The sequence below is a fragment of the Arthrobacter sp. IK3 genome, assembly GCF_051337705.1.
GTDB lineage: Bacteria > Actinomycetota > Actinomycetes > Actinomycetales > Micrococcaceae > Arthrobacter_B > Arthrobacter_B koreensis.
In genome coordinates, this window is record NZ_JBPPSW010000007.1 from 194,408 (window position 1) to 213,074 (window position 18,667).

Annotated in this window: 16 protein-coding genes; 5 read left to right on the forward strand and 11 right to left on the reverse strand. The window is 66.3% G+C overall.

The features are described from left to right. Window positions 1–11: 11 nt before the first annotated feature. Window positions 12–797: a FecCD family ABC transporter permease gene (locus tag ACSLGO_RS11365; protein ID WP_436401142.1), complete on the reverse strand. Its 786-nt coding sequence runs from the start codon at window positions 795–797 to the stop codon at window positions 12–14. Between the two features lie 74 nt (window positions 798–871). Next, on the reverse strand, window positions 872–1,819 hold the full coding sequence (locus ACSLGO_RS11370; RefSeq protein WP_436401143.1) for a FecCD family ABC transporter permease: 948 nt from the start codon (window positions 1,817–1,819) through the stop codon (window positions 872–874). A gap of 79 nt (window positions 1,820–1,898) precedes the next feature. Here ACSLGO_RS11370 and ACSLGO_RS11375 point away from each other — a divergent pair, with 79 nt between their 5' ends. Together ACSLGO_RS11375 and ACSLGO_RS11380 are read left to right on the forward strand one after the other, a co-directional pair. Further along, window positions 1,899–2,798 carry an alpha/beta hydrolase family protein gene (locus ACSLGO_RS11375; protein ID WP_436401144.1) on the forward strand — a complete coding sequence of 300 codons (900 nt, stop codon included), beginning with the start codon at window positions 1,899–1,901 and terminating at the stop codon, window positions 2,796–2,798. Then, complete coding sequence (locus ACSLGO_RS11380) at window positions 2,795–3,220, forward strand: MarR family winged helix-turn-helix transcriptional regulator (RefSeq protein WP_277664809.1); 426 nt, start codon at window positions 2,795–2,797, stop codon at window positions 3,218–3,220. Before ACSLGO_RS11375 ends, ACSLGO_RS11380 begins: the two co-directional genes overlap by 4 nt. An 8-nt stretch (window positions 3,221–3,228) precedes the next feature. On the opposite strand, the gene ACSLGO_RS11385 is transcribed toward ACSLGO_RS11380, so the two are convergent. After that, window positions 3,229–3,936, reverse strand: a complete 708-nt coding sequence (locus tag ACSLGO_RS11385; protein WP_263127752.1) for an ABC transporter ATP-binding protein — start codon at window positions 3,934–3,936, stop codon at window positions 3,229–3,231. Between the two features lie 40 nt (window positions 3,937–3,976). Then, window positions 3,977–5,056 (reverse strand): ABC transporter permease, encoded by a 1,080-nt coding sequence (locus ACSLGO_RS11390; RefSeq protein ID WP_436401145.1) that lies wholly within the window; start codon window positions 5,054–5,056, stop codon window positions 3,977–3,979. Between the two features lie 179 nt (window positions 5,057–5,235). Here ACSLGO_RS11390 and ACSLGO_RS11395 point away from each other — a divergent pair, with 179 nt between their 5' ends. The 3 genes from ACSLGO_RS11395 (at window position 5,236) to ACSLGO_RS11405 (ending at window position 11,021) form a co-directional block, all read left to right on the forward strand. Next, complete coding sequence (locus ACSLGO_RS11395) at window positions 5,236–6,573, forward strand: sensor histidine kinase (protein WP_325786040.1); 1,338 nt, start codon at window positions 5,236–5,238, stop codon at window positions 6,571–6,573. Continuing rightward, window positions 6,566–7,210, forward strand: a complete 645-nt coding sequence (locus ACSLGO_RS11400) for a response regulator (RefSeq protein WP_263127749.1) — start codon at window positions 6,566–6,568, stop codon at window positions 7,208–7,210. The genes ACSLGO_RS11395 and ACSLGO_RS11400 overlap by 8 nt, the downstream gene beginning before the upstream one ends. Window positions 7,211–7,343: 133 nt before the next feature. Then, on the forward strand, window positions 7,344–11,021 hold the full coding sequence (locus ACSLGO_RS11405; RefSeq protein WP_436401146.1) for a thioester domain-containing protein: 3,678 nt from the start codon (window positions 7,344–7,346) through the stop codon (window positions 11,019–11,021). 46 nt (window positions 11,022–11,067) lie between these two features. Here ACSLGO_RS11405 and ACSLGO_RS11410 read toward each other — a convergent pair whose 3' ends face one another. The 7 genes from ACSLGO_RS11410 to ACSLGO_RS11440 form a co-directional block, all read right to left on the reverse strand. Further along, window positions 11,068–11,385 carry a hypothetical protein gene (locus tag ACSLGO_RS11410; RefSeq protein WP_091601335.1) on the reverse strand — a complete coding sequence of 106 codons (318 nt, stop codon included), beginning with the start codon at window positions 11,383–11,385 and terminating at the stop codon, window positions 11,068–11,070. Window positions 11,386–11,871: 486 nt separating this feature from the next. Further along, entirely contained in the window at window positions 11,872–12,327 is a 456-nt protein-coding gene (locus tag ACSLGO_RS11415) for a DoxX family protein (RefSeq protein WP_152273932.1), read from the reverse strand. Window positions 12,328–12,384: 57 nt separating this feature from the next. Continuing rightward, the gene (locus ACSLGO_RS11420) at window positions 12,385–13,218 is read right to left on the reverse strand and encodes an aldo/keto reductase (protein WP_436401147.1); all 834 of its coding nucleotides are present in this window, start codon (window positions 13,216–13,218) and stop codon (window positions 12,385–12,387) included. Between the two features lie 33 nt (window positions 13,219–13,251). Then, window positions 13,252–14,970, reverse strand: coding sequence for an alpha-glucosidase (locus ACSLGO_RS11425; RefSeq protein WP_325786036.1), 1,719 nt, complete (start codon window positions 14,968–14,970; stop codon window positions 13,252–13,254). Between the two features lie 75 nt (window positions 14,971–15,045). Beyond that, complete coding sequence (locus ACSLGO_RS11430) at window positions 15,046–15,618, reverse strand: MarR family winged helix-turn-helix transcriptional regulator (RefSeq protein WP_176697509.1); 573 nt, start codon at window positions 15,616–15,618, stop codon at window positions 15,046–15,048. Continuing rightward, complete coding sequence (locus tag ACSLGO_RS11435) at window positions 15,615–17,081, reverse strand: aldehyde dehydrogenase family protein (RefSeq protein ID WP_263127739.1); 1,467 nt, start codon at window positions 17,079–17,081, stop codon at window positions 15,615–15,617. The genes ACSLGO_RS11430 and ACSLGO_RS11435 overlap by 4 nt, the downstream gene beginning before the upstream one ends. After that, on the reverse strand, window positions 17,081–18,640 hold the full coding sequence (locus ACSLGO_RS11440; protein ID WP_436401148.1) for a GMC family oxidoreductase: 1,560 nt from the start codon (window positions 18,638–18,640) through the stop codon (window positions 17,081–17,083). Before ACSLGO_RS11440 ends, ACSLGO_RS11435 begins: the two co-directional genes overlap by 1 nt. Window positions 18,641–18,667 lie beyond the last annotated feature (27 nt).

Consider the following 18,667-nt stretch of genomic DNA (forward strand, 5'->3'; position numbering starts at 1 on the left):
CGTGGAGCGGGTCAGCCGGAGGCCAGCTGCGGAGCCGCAAGGGCAACAAAGACGATCGGTCCCGCGGCTGCCGTGGCCACGGCAGTGAGTCCCACGGCCGCGGTCATGGCCAGGATCCGCGTCCGCTCGGTGCGGATCCCTAGCGCCTGCGCGGCGTCGTCGCCCATTTCCATCTGGTTCAGGTTCCGGGACAGCGCCAGCAGCACCGGGAGCAGAAGTACGACGGCGGCCAGTACCGGCACCGTGTGTCCCCAGTTGCGCGCCGCCAGGGATCCGGAAAGCCACAGATGTGCCTCGGCAGCGAGGTCCGAGTCTCCCTTTGCCAGCAGGATGGTGTTGACGGCGGTCAGCATGGCTCCCACGCCGATACCGATCAGGACGAGCCGGTAGCCCCCGGTCACGCCGCCGCTGAGCGAGAGCAGGTAAACGATGCCGGCGGCAAGCAGGCCGCCCGCAACCGCTGCGAGTGCAGTGGCGCCGGGGCCGGCGTCGAACAGGATGATCTGGGCCACCGCTCCGGTGGCCGCACCGGTGGTGAAGCCGATGATGTCCGGTGAGCCGAGCGCGTTGCGGGAGATGGACTGGAACGTGGCGCCGGCTGCACCAAGGCATGCACCGACGCCCAGGGCGGTGAGTGTGCGCGGCAGCCTGATCTTCTGGATGACTTTGATACTGCGGTTCTCGCCTTGGCCAAATAGTGCACCCAGCACGTCGCCGAAGGCCAGCGAGATGGTCCCGGTCTGCATGCCGGCAAGGCCCAGGACGACGGCGGCAGCTGCCAGTATTGCGCCGGTCACCAGTGTCCGGCGGCGGTAGCGCAGGCGTAAGGGGCCCAGTGAGAGTGTGCGGGTTCGGGAGGGTTCGGAGCGGATCACAGCTTTGCCAGCTTTCGCCGCCGGGCGAGGGCGATAAAGAAGGGGGCACCAACCAGCGCGCTCATGACTCCGGCACCGATCTCAGCGGGTGCGGCCACCAGGCGGCCGGCAACATCGGCGAACAGCAGCAGCAGGGCCCCGAAGAGCATCGACAGCGGCAGCAGCCGCCGGTGGTTGGGTCCGGTGATCAGCCTTGCCACATGCGGTGCCGCCAGGCCCAGGAACGCGATGGGGCCGGCTGCGGCAGTGGCCGCGCCTGCCAGTACAAGGATGGACAAGGCGCCAAGGACCCAGGTTCGGCGGATCCGCACGCCCAGGGTCCGGCCGAGGTCAGTGCCCAGTGACATTGAATCCAGGCTTTGGGAGAGCGGCAGGGATGCCAGCATGGCTGCCAGGCAAGCTCCGAGGACCCAGGGGAGCACGTCGTATCCTCGGCCCTGAAGGGAGCCGGAGGCCCAGGCGGCATAGGCAGTGATGGTCTCGTCCGGTCCGCCGATGAGGATGATCTTGGTGCCGGCACCCAGCATGACGGAGAGCCCTGCACCGGCCAGCACCAGCCGAACGGGATTGGTCCCGGCGTCGTGCGCCCGTCCCAGCAGGTAAACCAGCACGGAGGAAGCCGCCGCACCGGCGAAGCCCAGCCACATGTACTCGTAGGGGGAACGCATAGCGAAGAACCCCAGGCCGATGGCTACCGCGAAGGCAGCGCCGGCGTTGACGCCGAGCAGGCCGGGTTCGGCGAGGGGGTTGCGGGTTAGCGCCTGCATCAGCGCGCCGGCCAGGCCGAGGGCCGCGCCGACCGTGATGGCCAGGAACGTGCGTGGCAGCCGCAGCTGGCGCACGAGCAGGTGGGAATCCCGGGAAGGGTCAAAGTTGGTCAGGGCTGTCCAGGTGTCACTGAGGGCGATGGTGCGGGAGCCGGAGGCGAAACTGGCAAACGCCACAAGGTCATTTAACGCAACGGTTCCGAAGCCAGTGAGGGGGCTCTGGTGCAGTCAGAAAGTTGGGCCTATGGTATTTCGCATGCGAAATATTGGGCTGCCGGGGGCGCCTTCAGAGCACGTCAGCATTGGCGTGCGGACCAAGGACAGTTTGAGCGGGATCCTGCGGCTGCCGCCGGACGGCGGCCCTCAGGCCGCCGTCGCCATCCATCCGGCCACCGCTGTTCCGCAGCGGCTGTACAGCGGTTTTGCCGAGTATCTGGCCACCCGGGGTTTCGCCGTCCTGACCTACGACTACCGCGGAACCGGATCCTCCGGCAGCGCCCGGGAGAACCGGCGGCTGCGGATGCGGGACTGGATGGACGTGGACGTTCCGGCAGCCGCGGCGTGGCTGCGCGCACGGTATCCGGACCTGCCGCACGTGGCCGTCGGGCACAGCCTGGGCGGCCATGCACTCGCACTGGACAACGGAGGAGAAGGGCTGCTCGGGTTTATGACCGTGGCTTCCCACGCCGGGGTCACCCGTTCAATTCCGGACCGGGCGGAGCGGGCACGGGTGGAACTGATCCTGCGGGTACTGGGTCCCGGCTCGGCACGGGTGCTGGGTTACGTTCCCGGGCGCCGGATGGGGCTCGGGGAGGACATGCCCGCGGCTGCGATGCTGGAGTGGAGCAAATGGTCCAGGACCCCCGGGTACTTCTTCGACGACCCCACCATGCATGCCCGGGAGCGGACGGCACGCGTGCGGACCAGCGTGCTGTGCGTGGGCCTGGATGACGACCCCTGGGCGACGCCCGCGCAGATCGGCGTGATTGCCCGCCAGCTGGTCAACGCGCAGGTCCAGACCCGGACCTACGCGCCGTCCGACGCCGGTGTGCCGGCAATCGGGCATATGGGGTACTTCCGCCGTGGTCCCGGGGCCGTGCTGTGGCCGGACGCCGCCGGCTGGCTGGCAGAGCGCGCGGGGATTACCGGGCCATGAAATCCGGCAAACCTCCTCGGCTGGTCTTCCTCACGCTGGAAGCCGAACGGCGGCTGGCACGGTGGATCAGCCGCCGGGGACGCAGCCGCGGAATCAGCGCTCCGGCCGCAGGCGTTCTCTTCCACGTCGCGTCCGCGCCCGGAACCACCACCGGCGAGGTGGCAGCCGCGCTGCACGGCTCCGCTGCCGGTACCTCCGGCCTGCTCGCACGGATGGAGCAGGCCGGGCTGATCCACCGGGAACCTGATCCGGAGGACCGCCGGACCATTCGGGTGAACCTTGCCGAAGCCGGTGAGGACGCCCTTGAGGATGTCCGGGCGGCAATCACGGACCTCAACCACCTCATCACCAACGGATTCACCGAGGAGGAACTGGAGACCGTGAGCCGCTGGCTGCGGCACGTTTCGCGGTCCGTGGGGTAACGGGGTAACTAGGGAGTGTCCACCGGAGCCGGGTGGGTCAGCACGCCGTCCCGCATCCGCACCACCACGTCCGCCAGGGGGAGGAACTCGACGTCGTGTGTCACCAGGATGGTGGCCACCTTGAATTCCTCCGTGACCTCGCGGAGCAGCTTCATGATCGAGGCGGAGCGCTCATGGTCCAGGGCAGCGGTGGGTTCGTCCACCAGGAGCAGTGACGGGTTCCCCATCAGGGCCCGGGCGATGTTCACGCGCTGCCGCTGGCCGCCGGAGAGCTGGTGCGGGCGTTGGCTCGCCTGCCCGCCCAGCCCAACGATGCCAAGCAGCTCCGCAGCTCGCTCCGCAGCCGGGCCGGTGGATTCGCCGCGCAGGTGCGCCACGGCAACGAGCTGTTCCACGGCGGTGAGGGAGGGCAGCAGGTTCGGCTGCTGGAAGACGATCCCAATTTCCTCCCGCCGCAGCCGGGCCCGGCCGGTGTCATCCAGCCCGCCGACGTCGGACCCGTTGACCTCCACAGTTCCGGAGGTAGGCGGGATCAGGGTTGCCGCGACCGCCAGCAGGCTTGACTTGCCGGAACCGGAGGGCCCCGCCAGTCCGGTGACGGTGCCGCGGACGGCGGACAGGCTGACGTTGTCCAGCGCCCGGACGGTGTTGTTCTGCCCGTCCGGGTATTCGAGGGTGACGTCCTTCAGGACCAGGGCCGTGGTGGTGTTGTTCATGGGAGTGTTCCTGTCTGTAGCTGGTGGAGTGCCCGGGGGATCAGTTCCCGCCCAGGGCCAGGAGGGGGTCAACCTTGGTGACGCGGCGGACGGCGAGCGCTGCGCCGGCCAGGCCAAGGAGGAAGACGCCGGCAACGGGCAGCACCGTGGTGGCGGCGGTGGCGGCGAAGGGTGCAGCCGTGGCGGCCACGGCACCCGCAGCGGTTCCGAGCAGGCCCCCGGCTGCCGCCCCGGCGGCGAGGATGACGGCGGCCTGGACCAGTGCGTCCCGCAGCACGTAGGAACGGGTTGCGCCCAGGGCCCGCAGCACTGCAATGTCCCGGGTGCGCTGCAGTGTCCAGACGGTGAGGAAAGCCACGATCACCAGCGCGGAAATGCCGTACAGGAAGGCCTGCATCATGAGCAGGGATCCGTTCTCGGAGCTGTAGGCGGGCAGCGCCGTCAGGCTGTCCGAGCGTTCCAGGCTGGTGGTTCCGGCGGCGCTGTTCGCAGCGTCCATCGCGGCACCGTCCCGCGTGCCGCCGTCGTAGTCCACGGCCAGGACCGTACCGGCAACATCCGGTTCGGTGTGGGCCGCGTCCTTCCAGTCAGAGAGCGAGATCCAGATGACAGGGGTGTGGCTGTACCACTGGTCTTCCACCACGGAGGCAACGGTGAACGGCTGGCCGTTGACGGACGCCTCCGAGCCGGGCTTCAGTCCCAGATCATCGGCAAATTGCCGGCTGATCACGGCCTTCCCCGGAGAAACGCCCTCCGGCGCGGTGCCGGCGCCGGGGTTCACTCCGAAGATCGCCGCGGAAGCCGTGCCTCCGGCCTGGATGCGTCCCTGGGTGATGCCCAGCGGCTCGGCACTGCTCACCCCGGGCGCGTCCTGCCACGCCTGCAGCTGCTCGGGGGCGACCGAGGATTCGGTGAAGGAGGCTTTGGGTTCGGTGCCCGCAGGCGCGCCGAAGACCACCTCGTCAGCCGGGAGGAGCTTGATGCTGGAGGTGGACTGGTTGGACAGGCCGGCCGTGAGGCCGGAGAGCATCACGAGCAGGAAGCTGATGAGCGCAACGACCGTTCCCATCAGGGCGAAACGGCCTTTCGCGAAGCGCATTTCTCGCAGGGCCAGGTACATGTGGATTTTCCTTTGATCGTGTAGACCGGTTTTCTCGGGATTTCCCCCTGCTTCAACTCTTCCGGCGGGGAGGCTGCCCGGCATCGGTGGACCGTACGGTCCGGGCGCATCAAAGGGTGCAGCGGGCGGTCAACCATTCGGTTGATGCGGTGCTGTGACCCGGTGGCTAGGCTGGCGGTATGTCCGCCGAGTTGGGCCGGCCGCGGGCCGGCGAGCGGGTCCTGCGTGTGCTGCGCCTGGCCCTGCACGTCGGGTTTGCCCTTCTGCTGGCTGTTGCAGTGGGACGGATGCTCCTGATGGCTCCGCTGTCCTGGAATTCCGCAGCAGCCCTGCTGCTTTCTGCCGTGCTGGCTGCGGTGTATGTGGTGGGCACGGTCGCCGAAAAGCGCGCGTCCGACGGCGTGCGGCGACGCCGGGGGCTGCGTTTCGATCCGGAGCGGCACGTCTTGGCCTGGCTGGGGGTGGTCACCGGTCTCTGGGCCCTGCTCCTGCTGCTCAGCCCGGACTTTTCCTGGCTGGCCTTTCCGCTGTTCTTCCTGCAGCTGCATTTGCTGCCCCTGCGTCCGGCCCTCCTCACCGTTGCGGTGACCACTGCCGCCGTCGTTGCCGCGCAGTGGGCGCACGCCCAGGAGTTCCACGCGGCGATGCTGCTGGGGCCGCTGATCGGAGCGGCATTCGCCGTCATCATGGCGCTCGCCTACCGGGCCCTGTATGCGGAGGTCACCAGCCAGGGAGAAGCCCTGGACGAACTGCGCCGCACCCGTGCAGAACTGGCGCGCAGCCAGCGCGAACAGGGCGTGCTGGAAGAACGTGAGCGCCTGGCCCGAGAAATCCACGACACCCTGGCCCAGGGACTGGCCAGCATCGTGCTGATGAGCCGCTCTGCCCGCGAAGCGCTGGACAGCGGGAACCTCGAAACCGTGCGGGGCAGGCTGGACACGGTCGAGGACACCGCTGCGGAGAACCTGTCCGAAGCCCGGCGTTTCGTCCGGGACCTGCGCGAACCGGAGGATGCCCGCGGCTCCCTGTCGGAACGCCTGGCCCGGGTCTGCCAGTCGGTGCAGGAACGTGCCGCCGCGCAGGGCCGGCAGCTGGCCTGCAGTTTCCGGCTGGAAGGTGACCCCGTACCAATGCCGGCACCCTACGAAGTTGCTGTGCTGCGGGCGGTGCAGGCCACGCTTGCCAACGTCCTCCAGCATGCGGACGCCAGCCGGGCAGTGGTCACGCTGGCCTTCCTTGGCGGGGATATCACGCTGGATATTTTCGACGACGGGCGGGGATTCGATGTGGACGCTGAACGTGCCCGATCAGGTCCGCGCCGGGACGGCACCGGCTACGGGCTGATCTCCATCGCGGACCGGATTGCAGCGCTGGGGGGCAGCCTGGACGTTGAATCAGCTCCGGGGGAAGGGACGGCAGTGGGAATCCGGCTTCCGCTTCCCGAACCACAGCAGGCCGGGTCCGCACCCGGGCCGCAGGCATCCGTTCAAGGCACAGGAAAGGAAAGCCGTGGCTGAACTGCGGGTACTGCTGGTGGATGACCACCCCGTAGTGCGGGCCGGCCTGCGCGCCATGTTTTCCGGGTTCGAGGACGTGTCCGTCGCCGAGGAAGCGGCCAACGGGGATGAAGCTCTGCGGATCCTTGAACGTGAGTTTGCGGTAGGCGGAAGAATCGACCTGGTGCTCATGGACCTCCAGATGGCACCGGGCATGGACGGGGTCACGGCGACCCGGCGAATCAAGGAGCAGTACCCGAATCTGCCGGTGCTGGTCCTGACTACGTACGACACGGACGCCGATATCCTCGCAGCAGTGGAGGCAGGTGCCAGCGGCTACATGCTCAAGGACGCTCCGCCAGGCAGTATCCGTGATGCGGCCCGGTCAGCTGCGGCCGGGCAGACCGCCCTGGCACCTGAAGTGGCTGCGAGGCTGATGGGGCGGATGCGTAACCCGGCACCTTCCCTGAGTGCCCGCGAGATCGAGCTGGTCGAGCTCCTCGCTACCGGTATGTCCAACCGCGCCATTTCCCGCCGGCTGTTCATCAGTGAAGCCACGGTCAAGACCCATCTGGTCCACATTTACGAGAAGCTCGGTGTGGATAACCGCACCGCCGCCATTGCTGTGGCGCGGGAGCGGAGGATTATCCGCTCCTAGCGGCCGGACATTGGGCCGCCCCTCTGGTGGCGGGTTGAGCGCGGGATTAGTCTCGGCGGCCAGGGTAGGAAACAAGGGTCCCAATGTCACCCCGGGAACGTTTCCACCTCATTACTCGCACCCGAGGGGAACCATGAACACTGAGCAGTCTCCTGCCCGCCGTGGAACCACACGCCGCAAGCTGCTCCGAAGGCTCAGGGGCATCGCCGTCCTGGTGCTCTCATTCCTGCTGCTGCTCCCCTTCGCCGGCCCTGTGCAGGCGCGCATAGGCGAACCAGTCCGGAACGATCCGGTGGGCACCTCCGAAGAGACGGACATCGTCATCACGTCCCTGGGATTTGGGCAGGCCGTCAACGGGGCGCTGCCGCCGGTCGGCACCACCTGGCCCATCGATTCCTATCCCACGTCCATTCCCGCCGGCTACGAAACAGAGAATGTTGACTTCGCGGGAATCATCGAGACCCAGGACGCCCAGGGCACCACCACCGCCCAGATGTACTGCATCGACCTGCGCACTTCTACCCGTGTGGGCATCGGCTACGTCAACGGCACCTGGTCCGAGGCCAATGTCCCCAACATCGGGTACGTGGAGCGGATCCTGAATACCTACTATCCGTCCTCCAACCTGCCAGCGGGGCTCAACAACAACCAGCGGGCGGCGGCAGTGCAGGCAGCCATCTGGTTCTTTACCGACGGCTACGTGGTGAGGCCCGGCTCTCCGATCTACTCGGCCGTGGCTGGAATCGTGAACGCGACCATCGCCGCCGGCCCCCAGACCGAGCCTCCTGCACCGGATATCTCCGTCACTCCTGCCGCGGCAGAGGCCTCGGTGAACGGCGTGGCCGGTCCCTACACCGTGCAGGCGCAGGAAGGTGCCGAGATTACCGTCAGCGTGTCCGACGGGTTCACTCTCTATGCCGACGCAGCCGGCACCGTGCCCATCACCAACCCGGTTGAGTCCGGGACCCAGGTATGGGTGAGAAGTGATGCCGGAGACACGGGGCCGGCCACCATCCTGGCGCAGGCGGCGGTATCGGTTCCGACAGGAAACGTGTACCTGTACGACGGCGCCACGTCAGGAACAACCACTGCCCAGAAGCTGATCCTCGCCGCCACCCGGACGCTGACCTCCAACGCCACCGCGGAGGCGGAGTTCTTCGAAGTTGGTTCCCTTGCCGTGACCAAGACGATCGACGGTGCGGCAGCCGGCAGCCAGGGAGCCGTAGCCATCAGCATCGACTGCGGCGAGGGCTACCAGTTCACGTTCAACATCGACGCGGGGACCACGGGATCCGTCAGCCAGACCTTCAGCGAGATTCCGGTGGGATCCACCTGCACCATCACCGAGCCCACCAACGGAGCCACGGCTACCGTAGCGGTGAGCACCGTCCTGCCGGACCCGGTGGCCATCACGGCAGGGACCACCGCGACGGCCACCGTCACGGACACCTACACCTTCGTACCCGGAACGATCTCCGTGGGCAAGACCATCGCCGGCGAAGCTGCCGGCGCCCAGGGCGAGGTAGTTCTCACGGTGGTCTGCACCTCAGGCGAAACGCAGGTGGTCAATGACACCATCACCATCCCGGCCAACGCCACGGAGGTCACCCCCACCGAGTACGGAAACCTGCCCGCTAACACCAGCTGCGTGGTCACGGAAACCAGCAGCGGAGAAACCACCAGCATCGCTGTGGAGACCACAGGTACGGGCACGTACACCGTTCCCGCCGCCGGCAGTGTCCAAGCCGCCGTTACCAACACCTACACCTTCAGGACCGGTGTCCTGGGAGTCCGGAAGCTGATCGAGGGCGCAGCCGCGGGCCAGCAGGGCCCCGTGACGCTGAACGTCGTCTGCACCGGCGCCTCTACCCTCAACGAAACGATCACCATCCCGGCGGGAGCAACCGAGACCGATCCGGTGGAATACACCGGCCTGCTCGCCGGCACGAGCTGCACCGTCACTGAAACGGCCAACGGGTCCAGCACCGAGATTGGCGTCGAGACAGTGTTTGAACCGGCCACGGGTACGGTCACCATTCCTGCGGAGGACGGTGTGGAAATCACCGTCACCAACACCTACACGGTGAACCCGGGCTCATTGACTGTCTCCAAGGCCATCGCCGGAGCAGCGGCGGGACAGCAGGGTGAGGTACAGATAGACATCCTCTGCCGGCTCGACGACGTCACGACCTTCAGCACTTCGGTCACGATTCCGGCGGGGACTACCGCACCGCAATCGCAGACATTCACGGACATCCCGGCCGGCAGCGCGTGCGCAGTGACGGAGTCGGCCACCGGCGAGACTGACGAGATCGCCGTCGTCGTCGACCTGCCGGACACCGCGACCATCCCGGCGGGAGGCACGGCAACTGCCGCGGTCACCAACACCTACACGCAGAAACCCGGCATCATCACGGTCTATAAGAATTTCGATGGTCCGGCTGCCGGCAGCCAGGAAGCTGTCCTGGTTGAGGTCACCTGCACGCTGAACGGGGCGACCGTCCTGGAGGAGACCTTCCAGGGCCCGCCGCAGGCGGCTTCCCCGGTCTTCGGCCGCTTCCTGAACGTGCCGGCGGGGGCGTCCTGCTCGGTAACGGAACTGGAGGACGGCAGCACCCCGGCCATCCTGGTGGAGACGGATCTTCCGGATCCGTTCACCGTTCCTGCCGGAGGTGACGTCGAGGCCACCGTCACGAACACCTATACCTTCGCTCCCGGATCAATCTCCGTGAGCAAGGTCATCGACGGTGAAGCGTCCGGGAACCAGGACGACATTGTCCTGCAAACGGTCTGCACCCTGGACGGCGAAACCGTCCTCGACGAAACGTTCACCATCCCGGCAGGTTCCACCGGTACTGAATCGACCCAGTATGAGGACCTGGCGGTAGGCACCGAATGCACCGTCACCGAGACGCAGGACGGCGCAACGGAAACGGTTGGCGTCAGCACCGTGCTGCCGGACCCGGTAACCATCGCGGCCGGTGCCGGGGTTGAAGCCGCAGTCACCAACACGTACACCTTCAATCCCGGTTCGCTCAGCGTCAGCAAGGTGATCGACGGCGAAGCAGCCGGCGCGCAGGAGGACATTGTCCTGGGCATCGTGTGCACCTTGGACGGCGAGACCGTGCTGGATGAGACGGTGACGATCCCCGCCGGAACCACCGGTACCGAAACACAGGAGTTCGAAGACCTTCCCGTGGGTACCGAGTGTGCGGTCGCCGAACCCGGCAGCGGCGCGACGGACGCCGTCGCCGTGACGACGGTCCTGCCGGAACCGGTGACCATAGCCGCGGCCACGGTCAGCGAAGCAACGGTGACGAACACCTACACCTTCAATCCCGGAACCCTCGTCGTCACTAAGCAGATTGCCGGTGCGGCCGCGGGGCATCAGGGAGAAGTGGTGCTGAACGTGGTCTGCATCCTGGCCGAGGAAACGGTACTGGATGAAACGGTGACCGTTCCGGCCGGGGCCACCGGCGAGGTGATGTCCACGTTCGGCGGGCTGGCCCAGGGCACTGAGTGCGAAGTGACGGAGACGGCAACGGGCGTGAGCAGCGGACTGGAAGTCAGCACGGTCCTCCCCGAACCGGTTGGCATCACCGCCGCCGGGGCATCCGAGCTGCGCGTCGTCAACACCTACACCGCAACGCAGCCGGCACCGCGTCCCACACCGGACCGGCCGGGCAAGAAGCGACTGCCGTCCACCGGTGCTGAGTTCGCAGGCGGCTTCCTGGCCCTCGGTGCCGGACTGATCGCCGCGGGCGGAGCAGGAGTAGCAGCAGCCAAGCGCCGCCGGGGAAGCAGGAGCTAACCCGCTGAAGAGACTGGGCGGCCGGGAAACCGGCCGCCCAGTCTTTTTAATCCCGTCCGGGATTCTCCGGCTCTTTGTCCTCGGAGCGCGGAACCGCTCCGAACCTGCGGTTGACGCCCGAGCCGTGTCCCATCGAGTCAGGGTTCGGTTTGCCCGCAATGATCATCAGCAGGAAGGTCAGCAGGCACACGATGAACGTGATGCACCCGGCAGCCAGCCCCAGCTGCCAGCGCAGTTCGTTCTCCGCGCCGCCCGTGGAAACCACCGCCGTCGTAACTGCCACGAATCCGGCGATGACTCCGGAGGCGATGACGGGGACGTTGCCGTAGTCGGGTCCGTGGGGTGCCCGCTGGGATGCGGCCATGCGATCAGCTCCTGGGGATGGTGCGTGGATGCTGCCGTTCTGCGGGACATTCTGCCACTGCTCCGGAACAGCAAAAAGGGCCGCAGGCAATTGCCTGCGGCCCTTTTCCGGCTTTTTCCGGAACGGCTCTAAACCTGCGCCTCAACGGCAGCGGATGCTGCGGAGCTGGAGAGCGCGGGAGCGGTATCGAAGCTCATTTCTACGGCGGAAACTCCTCCGGCCACGAGGGCCGAGGCTACCGCAATCCCTGCGAGGAGGGCGGTTGTCCGGTGTGAAGTCCGTTGGCTTGTCCGGGTCTGGAACATAGGTATGTCCTCCTTTCCAGAACGGGGAGGGGACCAGCACGCAGGCCGGAGTGCCCGCGCCGCTGTGCCTCCATTAAGCCTAGGGGCCCGGCAACCGGCACTTGCATAACGCGGCTCACAATCCGCTGATATAGTGCCGTGGTGTTGGCCACGGCGTGCTGTGCGCCGGGTTACGCCGCCGTCAGTGCCGGCGGAGGTTGCGCAGCGCCTGCCAGGCCCCGGTGGACCAGAGGGCCCAGATGACCAGCAGGGGCTGGAAGAACAGGCGGATGAACCGCAACTGGTCAGTATCCAGCCCAAAGCCGTCCGTCCGCGTCACGTACTGGGAGATATTGCCCGGGAAAATCGCGACGAAGAAAGCGGCCGCAGCCAGACCCACCGGGACTCTTCGGCTGGGCAGCAGGGCCAGCGCGGACCCCAGCCCGATTTCCGCGATACCGGAGAGCAGCACCACCTGGTCCTTGTCCAGGGGAACCCATCCGGGGACCTGGGCCTGGAACTCGTCCCGGGCGAAGGTCAGATGGCTGGTACCGGCGAAGGCCAGGAACAGGCCCAGGACGACGGCGGCGGCCCGGCGCGGGCGGCTGGACCGGGGAGCGCGGGCGGTCAGGGAGCGGATCAGCGGGCTGCGGGACATGCCCTGACGCTAACGCATCCGCCTGCCGCCGGAAAGCGAGGCGGCAGGCGGCAGGGATCAGTGACCGAAGCTGTCCGAGTCCAGAATTCCGGCTTCCCCGGTGTCCAGGGCGGACAGATCCGCGATTTCTGTTTCTTCCAAAGCGAAATCGAAGACCGCCAGGTTTTCCTCGAGATGCGCCGGCGACGAGGCCTTCGGGATGGGAACCAGGCCCTGCTGGACGTGCCAGCGCAGTACGATCTGCCCGGGTTTCTTTCCGTATTTTGCAGCAAGTGCGGTGACTACGGTGTCCTCGAGCAACCCGCCGTCCCGTCCGAGCGGACTCCACGACTCCGTGACGATGCCCAGCCTGTTGTTTGCCTGGCGGGAGGCTTCCCGAACGTGCCGGGGATCCACCTGGATCTGGTTCAGGTCCGGGATGACGCCTGCTTCAGCAAGGCGCTGCAGGTGGGCGGGCTTGAAGTTGGAGACGCCGATCCCGCGGATCAGGCCCTCCTCCAGCAGGCCCGCCAGGCCTAGGACGGCTTCGACGTACCGGTCCTGGTCCGGGTTGGGCCAGTGCACCAGGAGCAGGTCAATGTATTCGGTACCGAGCCTCCGGGCAGACGCGTCAAAGGCGCGGCGGACGCCGTCGCGGCTGTGCCACTGCTTGTTGAACTTGGTGGTGATGACAACGTCGCTGCGTGCGATGCCGCTGCGCCGGATGCCTTCGCCCACTCCGGCCTCGTTGCCGTAATTCTCCGCTGTGTCGAACAGCCGGTAACCGGCCTCTACTGCGGCGGCAACGGCGTCGGCCGCCTGCGCGTTGTCCATCGGCCACGTGCCCATTCCAAGGGCGGGCAGCTCGAGTCCGTTGCGGAGGGTGACGGTGGGGACGGTGGAGTTCGGCATGACGCTTCCTTTCACTCTGGCTGTTGTTCGAGCCTAGCCAACCCAGCTCTCGGTCGCAGAAACGTCCAGGACCCGCACCTCCCACGGGCGCAGTTCAGCGGGGTCCCCCGGCTCGGCGTAGTTGCCCAGAATCAACGGGCCGTCCGAGGCGAGACCCAGCGGAACCTCGAGGACGTCACCGGACACGTTGGCGAGGACGAACCATGCCGTTTCATCGAGGTGGCGGCGGTAAGCGAACAGGTGCGGGTGTTCAGGGGCTTCCAGATGGAAGTCGCCCAGGACCACCACATCCTGGGTGTGCCGCAGCCGGATGAGGTCCTGGTAGTAGCGGAAGACCGACTTGTCCGTGGAACGGTCGGTCTCGGCATTGATGTCTGCATGGTTCGGGCTGACGTCGATCCACGGCTGCCCCTCGGTAAAACCGGCGTTCGGCCCGGCTGTCCACTGCATCGGTGTGCGGGGATTGTCCCGGCTCATGGCACGCAGGGCCTCCAGGGCTTCCACCGCGGGCATGCCCTGTGCCGTCGATTCGGCATAGAAGTTCAGTGACTCAACGTCCCGGTACTGGTCGATCGAGGTGAAGCCGGCGTTGGTCATGCCGATCTCCTCGCCCTGGTAGACGTAAGGGGTGCCGCGCTGCAGGTGCAGCAGGGTGGCCCAGAGGGTGGCCGATTCGTAGCGGAAACCGGCGTCGTCCCCGAACCGGGACAGGTGCCTGGGCTGGTCATGGTTACTCAGGTACAGGCTGTTCCAGCCGCGGTCCGCGAGTCCGCGCTGCCAGCGGTTCCAGGACGTCTTCAGATCCGGGAGGCTCAGTGGCCGGTAATCCCACTTCCGCCCGCCCACCTGGTCCAGGCTCACATGCTCGAACTGGAACACCATGTCCAGCTCCGCCCGGTACGGGTCGGTGTAGAGCAGGGCCTGCTCAACGGTGGCGCCGGGGGTCTCACCAACGGTGAGGAAATCGCCGTCGCGCCCGGAGAAGACCTCGCGGCGCATCTCCTGGAGGAATTCGTGGATCCGTGGCCCGTTGGTGAAGTGCGGGGAGCCGTCTCCCCAGATACTGCCCGGAGTCACCAGGCCGTCCGGCAGGGTGAGGTCCTTGGAGATGAAATTGATGACGTCCATCCGGAAGCCGTCTACGCCGCGGTCCAGCCACCAGCGCATCGTTTCATACACCGCATGCCGGACGGCGGGGTTTTCCCAATTCAGGTCCGGCTGGTGCGGGGTGAACAGGTGCAGGTAGTACTGCCCGGTCTCGGGCTCGTAGGTCCAGGCAGGTCCGCCGAAATGCGAACCCCAGTTGTTCGGTTCCGCACCCGGCTCCCCGGGTTCGAAGCCGGGCCGTGCGTCCCGCCACCAGAAATAGTCCCGGTACGGATTGTCCCGTGACTTCCGGGCCTCCTGGAACACCGGATGCTCGCTGGAAGTGTGGTTGACCACCAGGTCCATCACCAGCTTCATGCCGCGGACATGAAGCTGTCCCAGCAGTTCGTCGAAGTCCTCTTCGGTGCCAAACAGCCGATCGATCCGGCGGTAATTGGAGATGTCGTACCCGTTGTCCCGCTGCGGTGACTCGTGCACCGGGGACAGCCAGATGACGTCCACGCCCAAGTCCTGCAGGTAGTCAAGATGCGCGAGGATGCCCCGCAGGTCCCCGATCCCGTCCCCGTTGCCGTCAGCGAAGCTGCGCGGATAGATCTGGTAGACGACGGCGCTGGTCCACCACGCGGGCTGGTGCGGATCGCTCATGGCCGGGTTTCCTCTCGCTGGCGGTGCCTGAGAGTCTACGCGCCGGGATTGTCCCGGTCACCGCTGCTGCGGCGATCAGCTTCGGCCTTCGGAAGCTGCTGGTCCTGTGAGGAGTTTTCTCAGGAGTAGAAAGAGCATGAGCCGTTCCGTCTCATTGAGCGGCTCAAGCCAATGGTGTTCCAGAGCGATGTGGGATTGGTAGGTCCTGATCACCGCCTGTTCGCCTGCGTCAGTTAGTCGCAAGACTGTTGAGCGCTGATCGACAGGGGACGGTTCGCGGCTAATGAGCCCGTCTTCTTCGATTTTCTTGATGGCGGCGGAGACGCTTGCCCGACTCATATTGGTCGTTGCCGCTATCAGATGCGGCGGCATGGGGCCTGCGACCCAAAGCCCGAAGCACACCCTGAAACTGGCCTGCGTCCATCCTTCAGCCTGATGGACCTGGCGGTTGGCATCATCCGTCATCAGCTGGTTTACCTTCCGAAGCATCAGGCTCAGCTTCAGCACCATAGGGTCTTCGAACTCGAGGGTGGACTCAGCCCTGGTCACTGCGGCGTCTACGAAGGATTCGAACCGGCCGCCCCCCGTCGGGTGACGGTGTTCGCCTGCCGAACCGATGCTGGTCCTGCCGTGCTCAGGGCTGCTCATCGTTGGGCTTCCTTTGAGTTGAAGGTAGTACATTTCACTTCAGTGAACTCGTCCAATCCGCCCTGTCCACCCTCACGCCCCAGGCCACTCTCCCTTGCTCCGCCGAAGGGAACCGTAGGGTCTGGATGCGGGAGTGCGTTGACCCAGATCATGCCAGTCTCCAGTCTTTCTGCGATGCGGTCGGCTCGCTCCGTGTCTTCGGTCCAGACCGTGGCGCCTAGGCCAAAACGGCCCGCGTTGACGTTATCAACGACGGGATCGACGTCGGAAAAGGGGACAAGGGGAAGTATAGGACTGAACTGTTCCCCATCCACCAACGGGGCCCCGTCGGTGAGGCCGGTAACGATCGATGGTGAGGCGAAGTTGCCTACCGTGTCGTCAATCGCGCCTGTATGGATGAACTTTCCGCCGCGCTTCCGGGAGTCCTCGGCCAGCCATCGCAGGTGATCTAGCTGTCGCCTGGTCGTCAGGGCAGGCATGGTGGCGTCCTCGGAGAAGGGTCTGCCCGGAACAGCTCGAGCAGACAGTGCTGCCAGTTCCTCGGCGAGCTCGTCGTGGAGGTCCTCGTGGACATAGACCCTTTTGACGGCAACGCAGGCTTGTCCGGCGGAGCCGAATGCGGAACGGAAAATGTTCACGGCGACGTCGGAAACATTGGCGTCCCTGCACACGATGGCCGGATCGTTTCCCCCCAATTCCAGCTGGAGTCGTTTCATGGTCGGCGCAGCAGCAGCCATGATCGCCTTGCCGGTCTCGATGCTTCCAGTGAATGAGACCATGCTGACCTCCGGGCTGGCGGTGAGAGCGGGGCCGGTTTCCGGTCCCCCTGCCAAGATATTGAGCACGCCCGCCGGGACGGCACCGGCTGCCAGCCGGGCAAAGTGCAGTGCGGAAAGAGGTGTGTCAGGTGAGGGCTTGCACACGACCGTGTTGCCGGCAGCCAATGCCGCTCCAATCTTGTTGACCATCATGAGCAGCGGCATATTGAACGGCGTGATAGCTGCCACCACGCCCAGCGGGTCCCGGGTCAGGCGGGTCAGCCGGGCCTCCGTGCGGGTTACGACAGATTCGGACGGCGCCTGTTCCGCCCAGTACCGGAGTCCTGCTATAGCCCCGAGGACCTCGCCCCGGGCCGCCAATTCCAGCTTTCCATTCTCGAAGCAGATGAGTCCGATGAAGACGTCTTGCTCTGCTGCGAGAAGGTCCGCCAAGGTGAGCAGGCAGTTCCTCGCCTGGGACCGGTGCCAGCGGCCGCCCTGACGGGCGGTGTGGGCGGCGGATACTGCCGCGGCCAGGTCATCCAGTCCCGTCTGGGTGTAGCTGACCTTCAAGCGTCGGTCCCAGGGAGCTGATACATCGGCGTGAACGGTCCCCTTCTGGAGGTTCCCGCCGATGAGGTGCCGCGCGTCGGCGGCGATGGAAGCTGCGAGGTCGTGGAGACCAGTGGTGCTCAAATCCGGCATCAGGCCCGTCCTTCGTATGCAGTGGCTAGGGTGTCGCGCTCCCGCAGGAGCCGCTGAGTAAATTCGTCTGCCAGTGCCAGGACGGTCAGGTAGGTGTTTGCACTGACGACGGTGGGCATGATGGAGGCATCCACGACCCGCAGCCCTTCCATTCCGAGTACCCGGCACTGCGGATCAACTACGGTGTCAGGGCTCTCCCGGTCTCCCATCCGCACCGTGCTGGTGAGATGCATAGTGTCCTTGACGGAAGCTTGTATTTCGCCATCGTCCCGCGGCCAGGTGGCGGGTCCGGTGGCGATACTCTGGAACGCCTGGTGCTCCATCAGCCGCCGTGCACGGTCCAGTCCGTCCTTGACCCGGGCCATGTCGAGCGGATCGGAGAGCAGGTTGAGTTCGAAATGGGGATCGGCGTGCGGATCGGCTGACCGGAGCAACATCCGCCCACGGGAGAGGGGCTGTTCCAGCGACACTGCCAGGCCCGCCGTCTCCTTCCCGAACCAGTAGTTGTGGTTGGTGGCCATGATCATCATGTCGTTCGTCCTGCTGCCGGGAAATCCGGAGCTGTAACGCAGAACCACGTTCGTTGGCCGGTTTGCCACGCAGGTCTGGGCCTCGGGACGCACCGGCAGTTCAACGAAAGTGACGGCGTGGTCCTGCGCACCACGGCCGACAGGTAGATCCGCGACCTGGCGGACTCCTGCCTCGGCCAGGTCCTCCACCCTTCCAATTCCCGAGCGCATCAGGATGGCTGGCGAGCCGCATGATCCGGCGGAGAGGATGACCTCGCCGCCGTGTAGGAGCCCATGCACGGCGCCGTCGGCGTCCACCACACCCGTGGCCGTCGTTCCTTCAAAGGTGACTCGATCCGCGAGGACACCGCCACGGATGGTGAGGTTAGGACGGCCCCGTGCAGGATCGATGTAGGCGTGGTTGGTACCGACCCGCTGCCCGTTCCGGATGTTCATGGCCATCGGCGAGACGCCGGTGGCCCGTGGCTCGTTGTGGTCCGGTTGCCATGGATGGCCCGCGTCCATTGCTGCAGCCCGCAGCGCGCGGTCGACGCCGCCCCAGCCAGCTTCGGGCTCGCGGTAGACCGGCGTCGGACCATCCTTGCCGTGGTGGGGCGACCGCGGAAAGTCATGCTCGTCCTCAATGCGGCAGTAGGCGGCGAGCATAGTTTCCGGGCTCCAACCCACCGCCCCCAGCCGTTCCCATTCCACGAAATCGTCAGGGACGCCGCGGATGGCATACAGGCCGTTCACGGTTGAGCTGCCGCCCAGGCCACGGCCGCGCCGGTAGGGGAAGGGTTGCTGGCCGGCCGCCCTGGTGGCGGTGATTCCCTGCCAGTAAAAGTCCGGGTTGAGGTCGTTCCGAGGTGCCTCCAGTGCCAGTCCGAGTCCCTTTGTCCGGTCCCGGAACTCTTTCGGAGTGTCGGCGGCCCGGTAGTCGGGGCCGGCTTCCAGCAACAGGACGCTGCACTTCGGGTCCTCCGACAGGCGGGCGGCAAGCACTGTGCCGGCGCTTCCGCCCCCCACGATGATGTAGTTCCAAGCTGGCATTCTTCGGCCTCCCGACGGATCGCTTTC

What these genes read in the sequence shown, in the direction of transcription:
- ACSLGO_RS11435 (WP_263127739.1), bottom strand. Translation starts at nt 17,081, where the DNA reads ATGCCGGATTTGAGCACCACTGGTCTCCACGACCTCGCAGCTTCCATC.
- ACSLGO_RS11385 (WP_263127752.1), bottom strand. Translation starts at nt 3,936, where the DNA reads ATGAACAACACCACCACGGCCCTGGTCCTGAAGGACGTCACCCTCGAA.
- ACSLGO_RS11430 (WP_176697509.1), bottom strand. Translation starts at nt 15,618, where the DNA reads ATGAGCAGCCCTGAGCACGGCAGGACCAGCATCGGTTCGGCAGGCGAA.
- ACSLGO_RS11420 (WP_436401147.1), bottom strand. Translation starts at nt 13,218, where the DNA reads ATGCCGAACTCCACCGTCCCCACCGTCACCCTCCGCAACGGACTCGAG.
- ACSLGO_RS11425 (WP_325786036.1), bottom strand. Translation starts at nt 14,970, where the DNA reads ATGAGCGATCCGCACCAGCCCGCGTGGTGGACCAGCGCCGTCGTCTAC.
- ACSLGO_RS11440 (WP_436401148.1), bottom strand. Translation starts at nt 18,640, where the DNA reads ATGCCAGCTTGGAACTACATCATCGTGGGGGGCGGAAGCGCCGGCACA.
- ACSLGO_RS11410 (WP_091601335.1), bottom strand. Translation starts at nt 11,385, where the DNA reads ATGGCCGCATCCCAGCGGGCACCCCACGGACCCGACTACGGCAACGTC.
- ACSLGO_RS11405 (WP_436401146.1), top strand. Translation starts at nt 7,344, where the DNA reads ATGAACACTGAGCAGTCTCCTGCCCGCCGTGGAACCACACGCCGCAAG.
- ACSLGO_RS11390 (WP_436401145.1), bottom strand. Translation starts at nt 5,056, where the DNA reads ATGTACCTGGCCCTGCGAGAAATGCGCTTCGCGAAAGGCCGTTTCGCC.
- ACSLGO_RS11395 (WP_325786040.1), top strand. Translation starts at nt 5,236, where the DNA reads ATGTCCGCCGAGTTGGGCCGGCCGCGGGCCGGCGAGCGGGTCCTGCGT.
- ACSLGO_RS11375 (WP_436401144.1), top strand. Translation starts at nt 1,899, where the DNA reads ATGCGAAATATTGGGCTGCCGGGGGCGCCTTCAGAGCACGTCAGCATT.
- ACSLGO_RS11415 (WP_152273932.1), bottom strand. Translation starts at nt 12,327, where the DNA reads ATGTCCCGCAGCCCGCTGATCCGCTCCCTGACCGCCCGCGCTCCCCGG.
- ACSLGO_RS11380 (WP_277664809.1), top strand. Translation starts at nt 2,795, where the DNA reads ATGAAATCCGGCAAACCTCCTCGGCTGGTCTTCCTCACGCTGGAAGCC.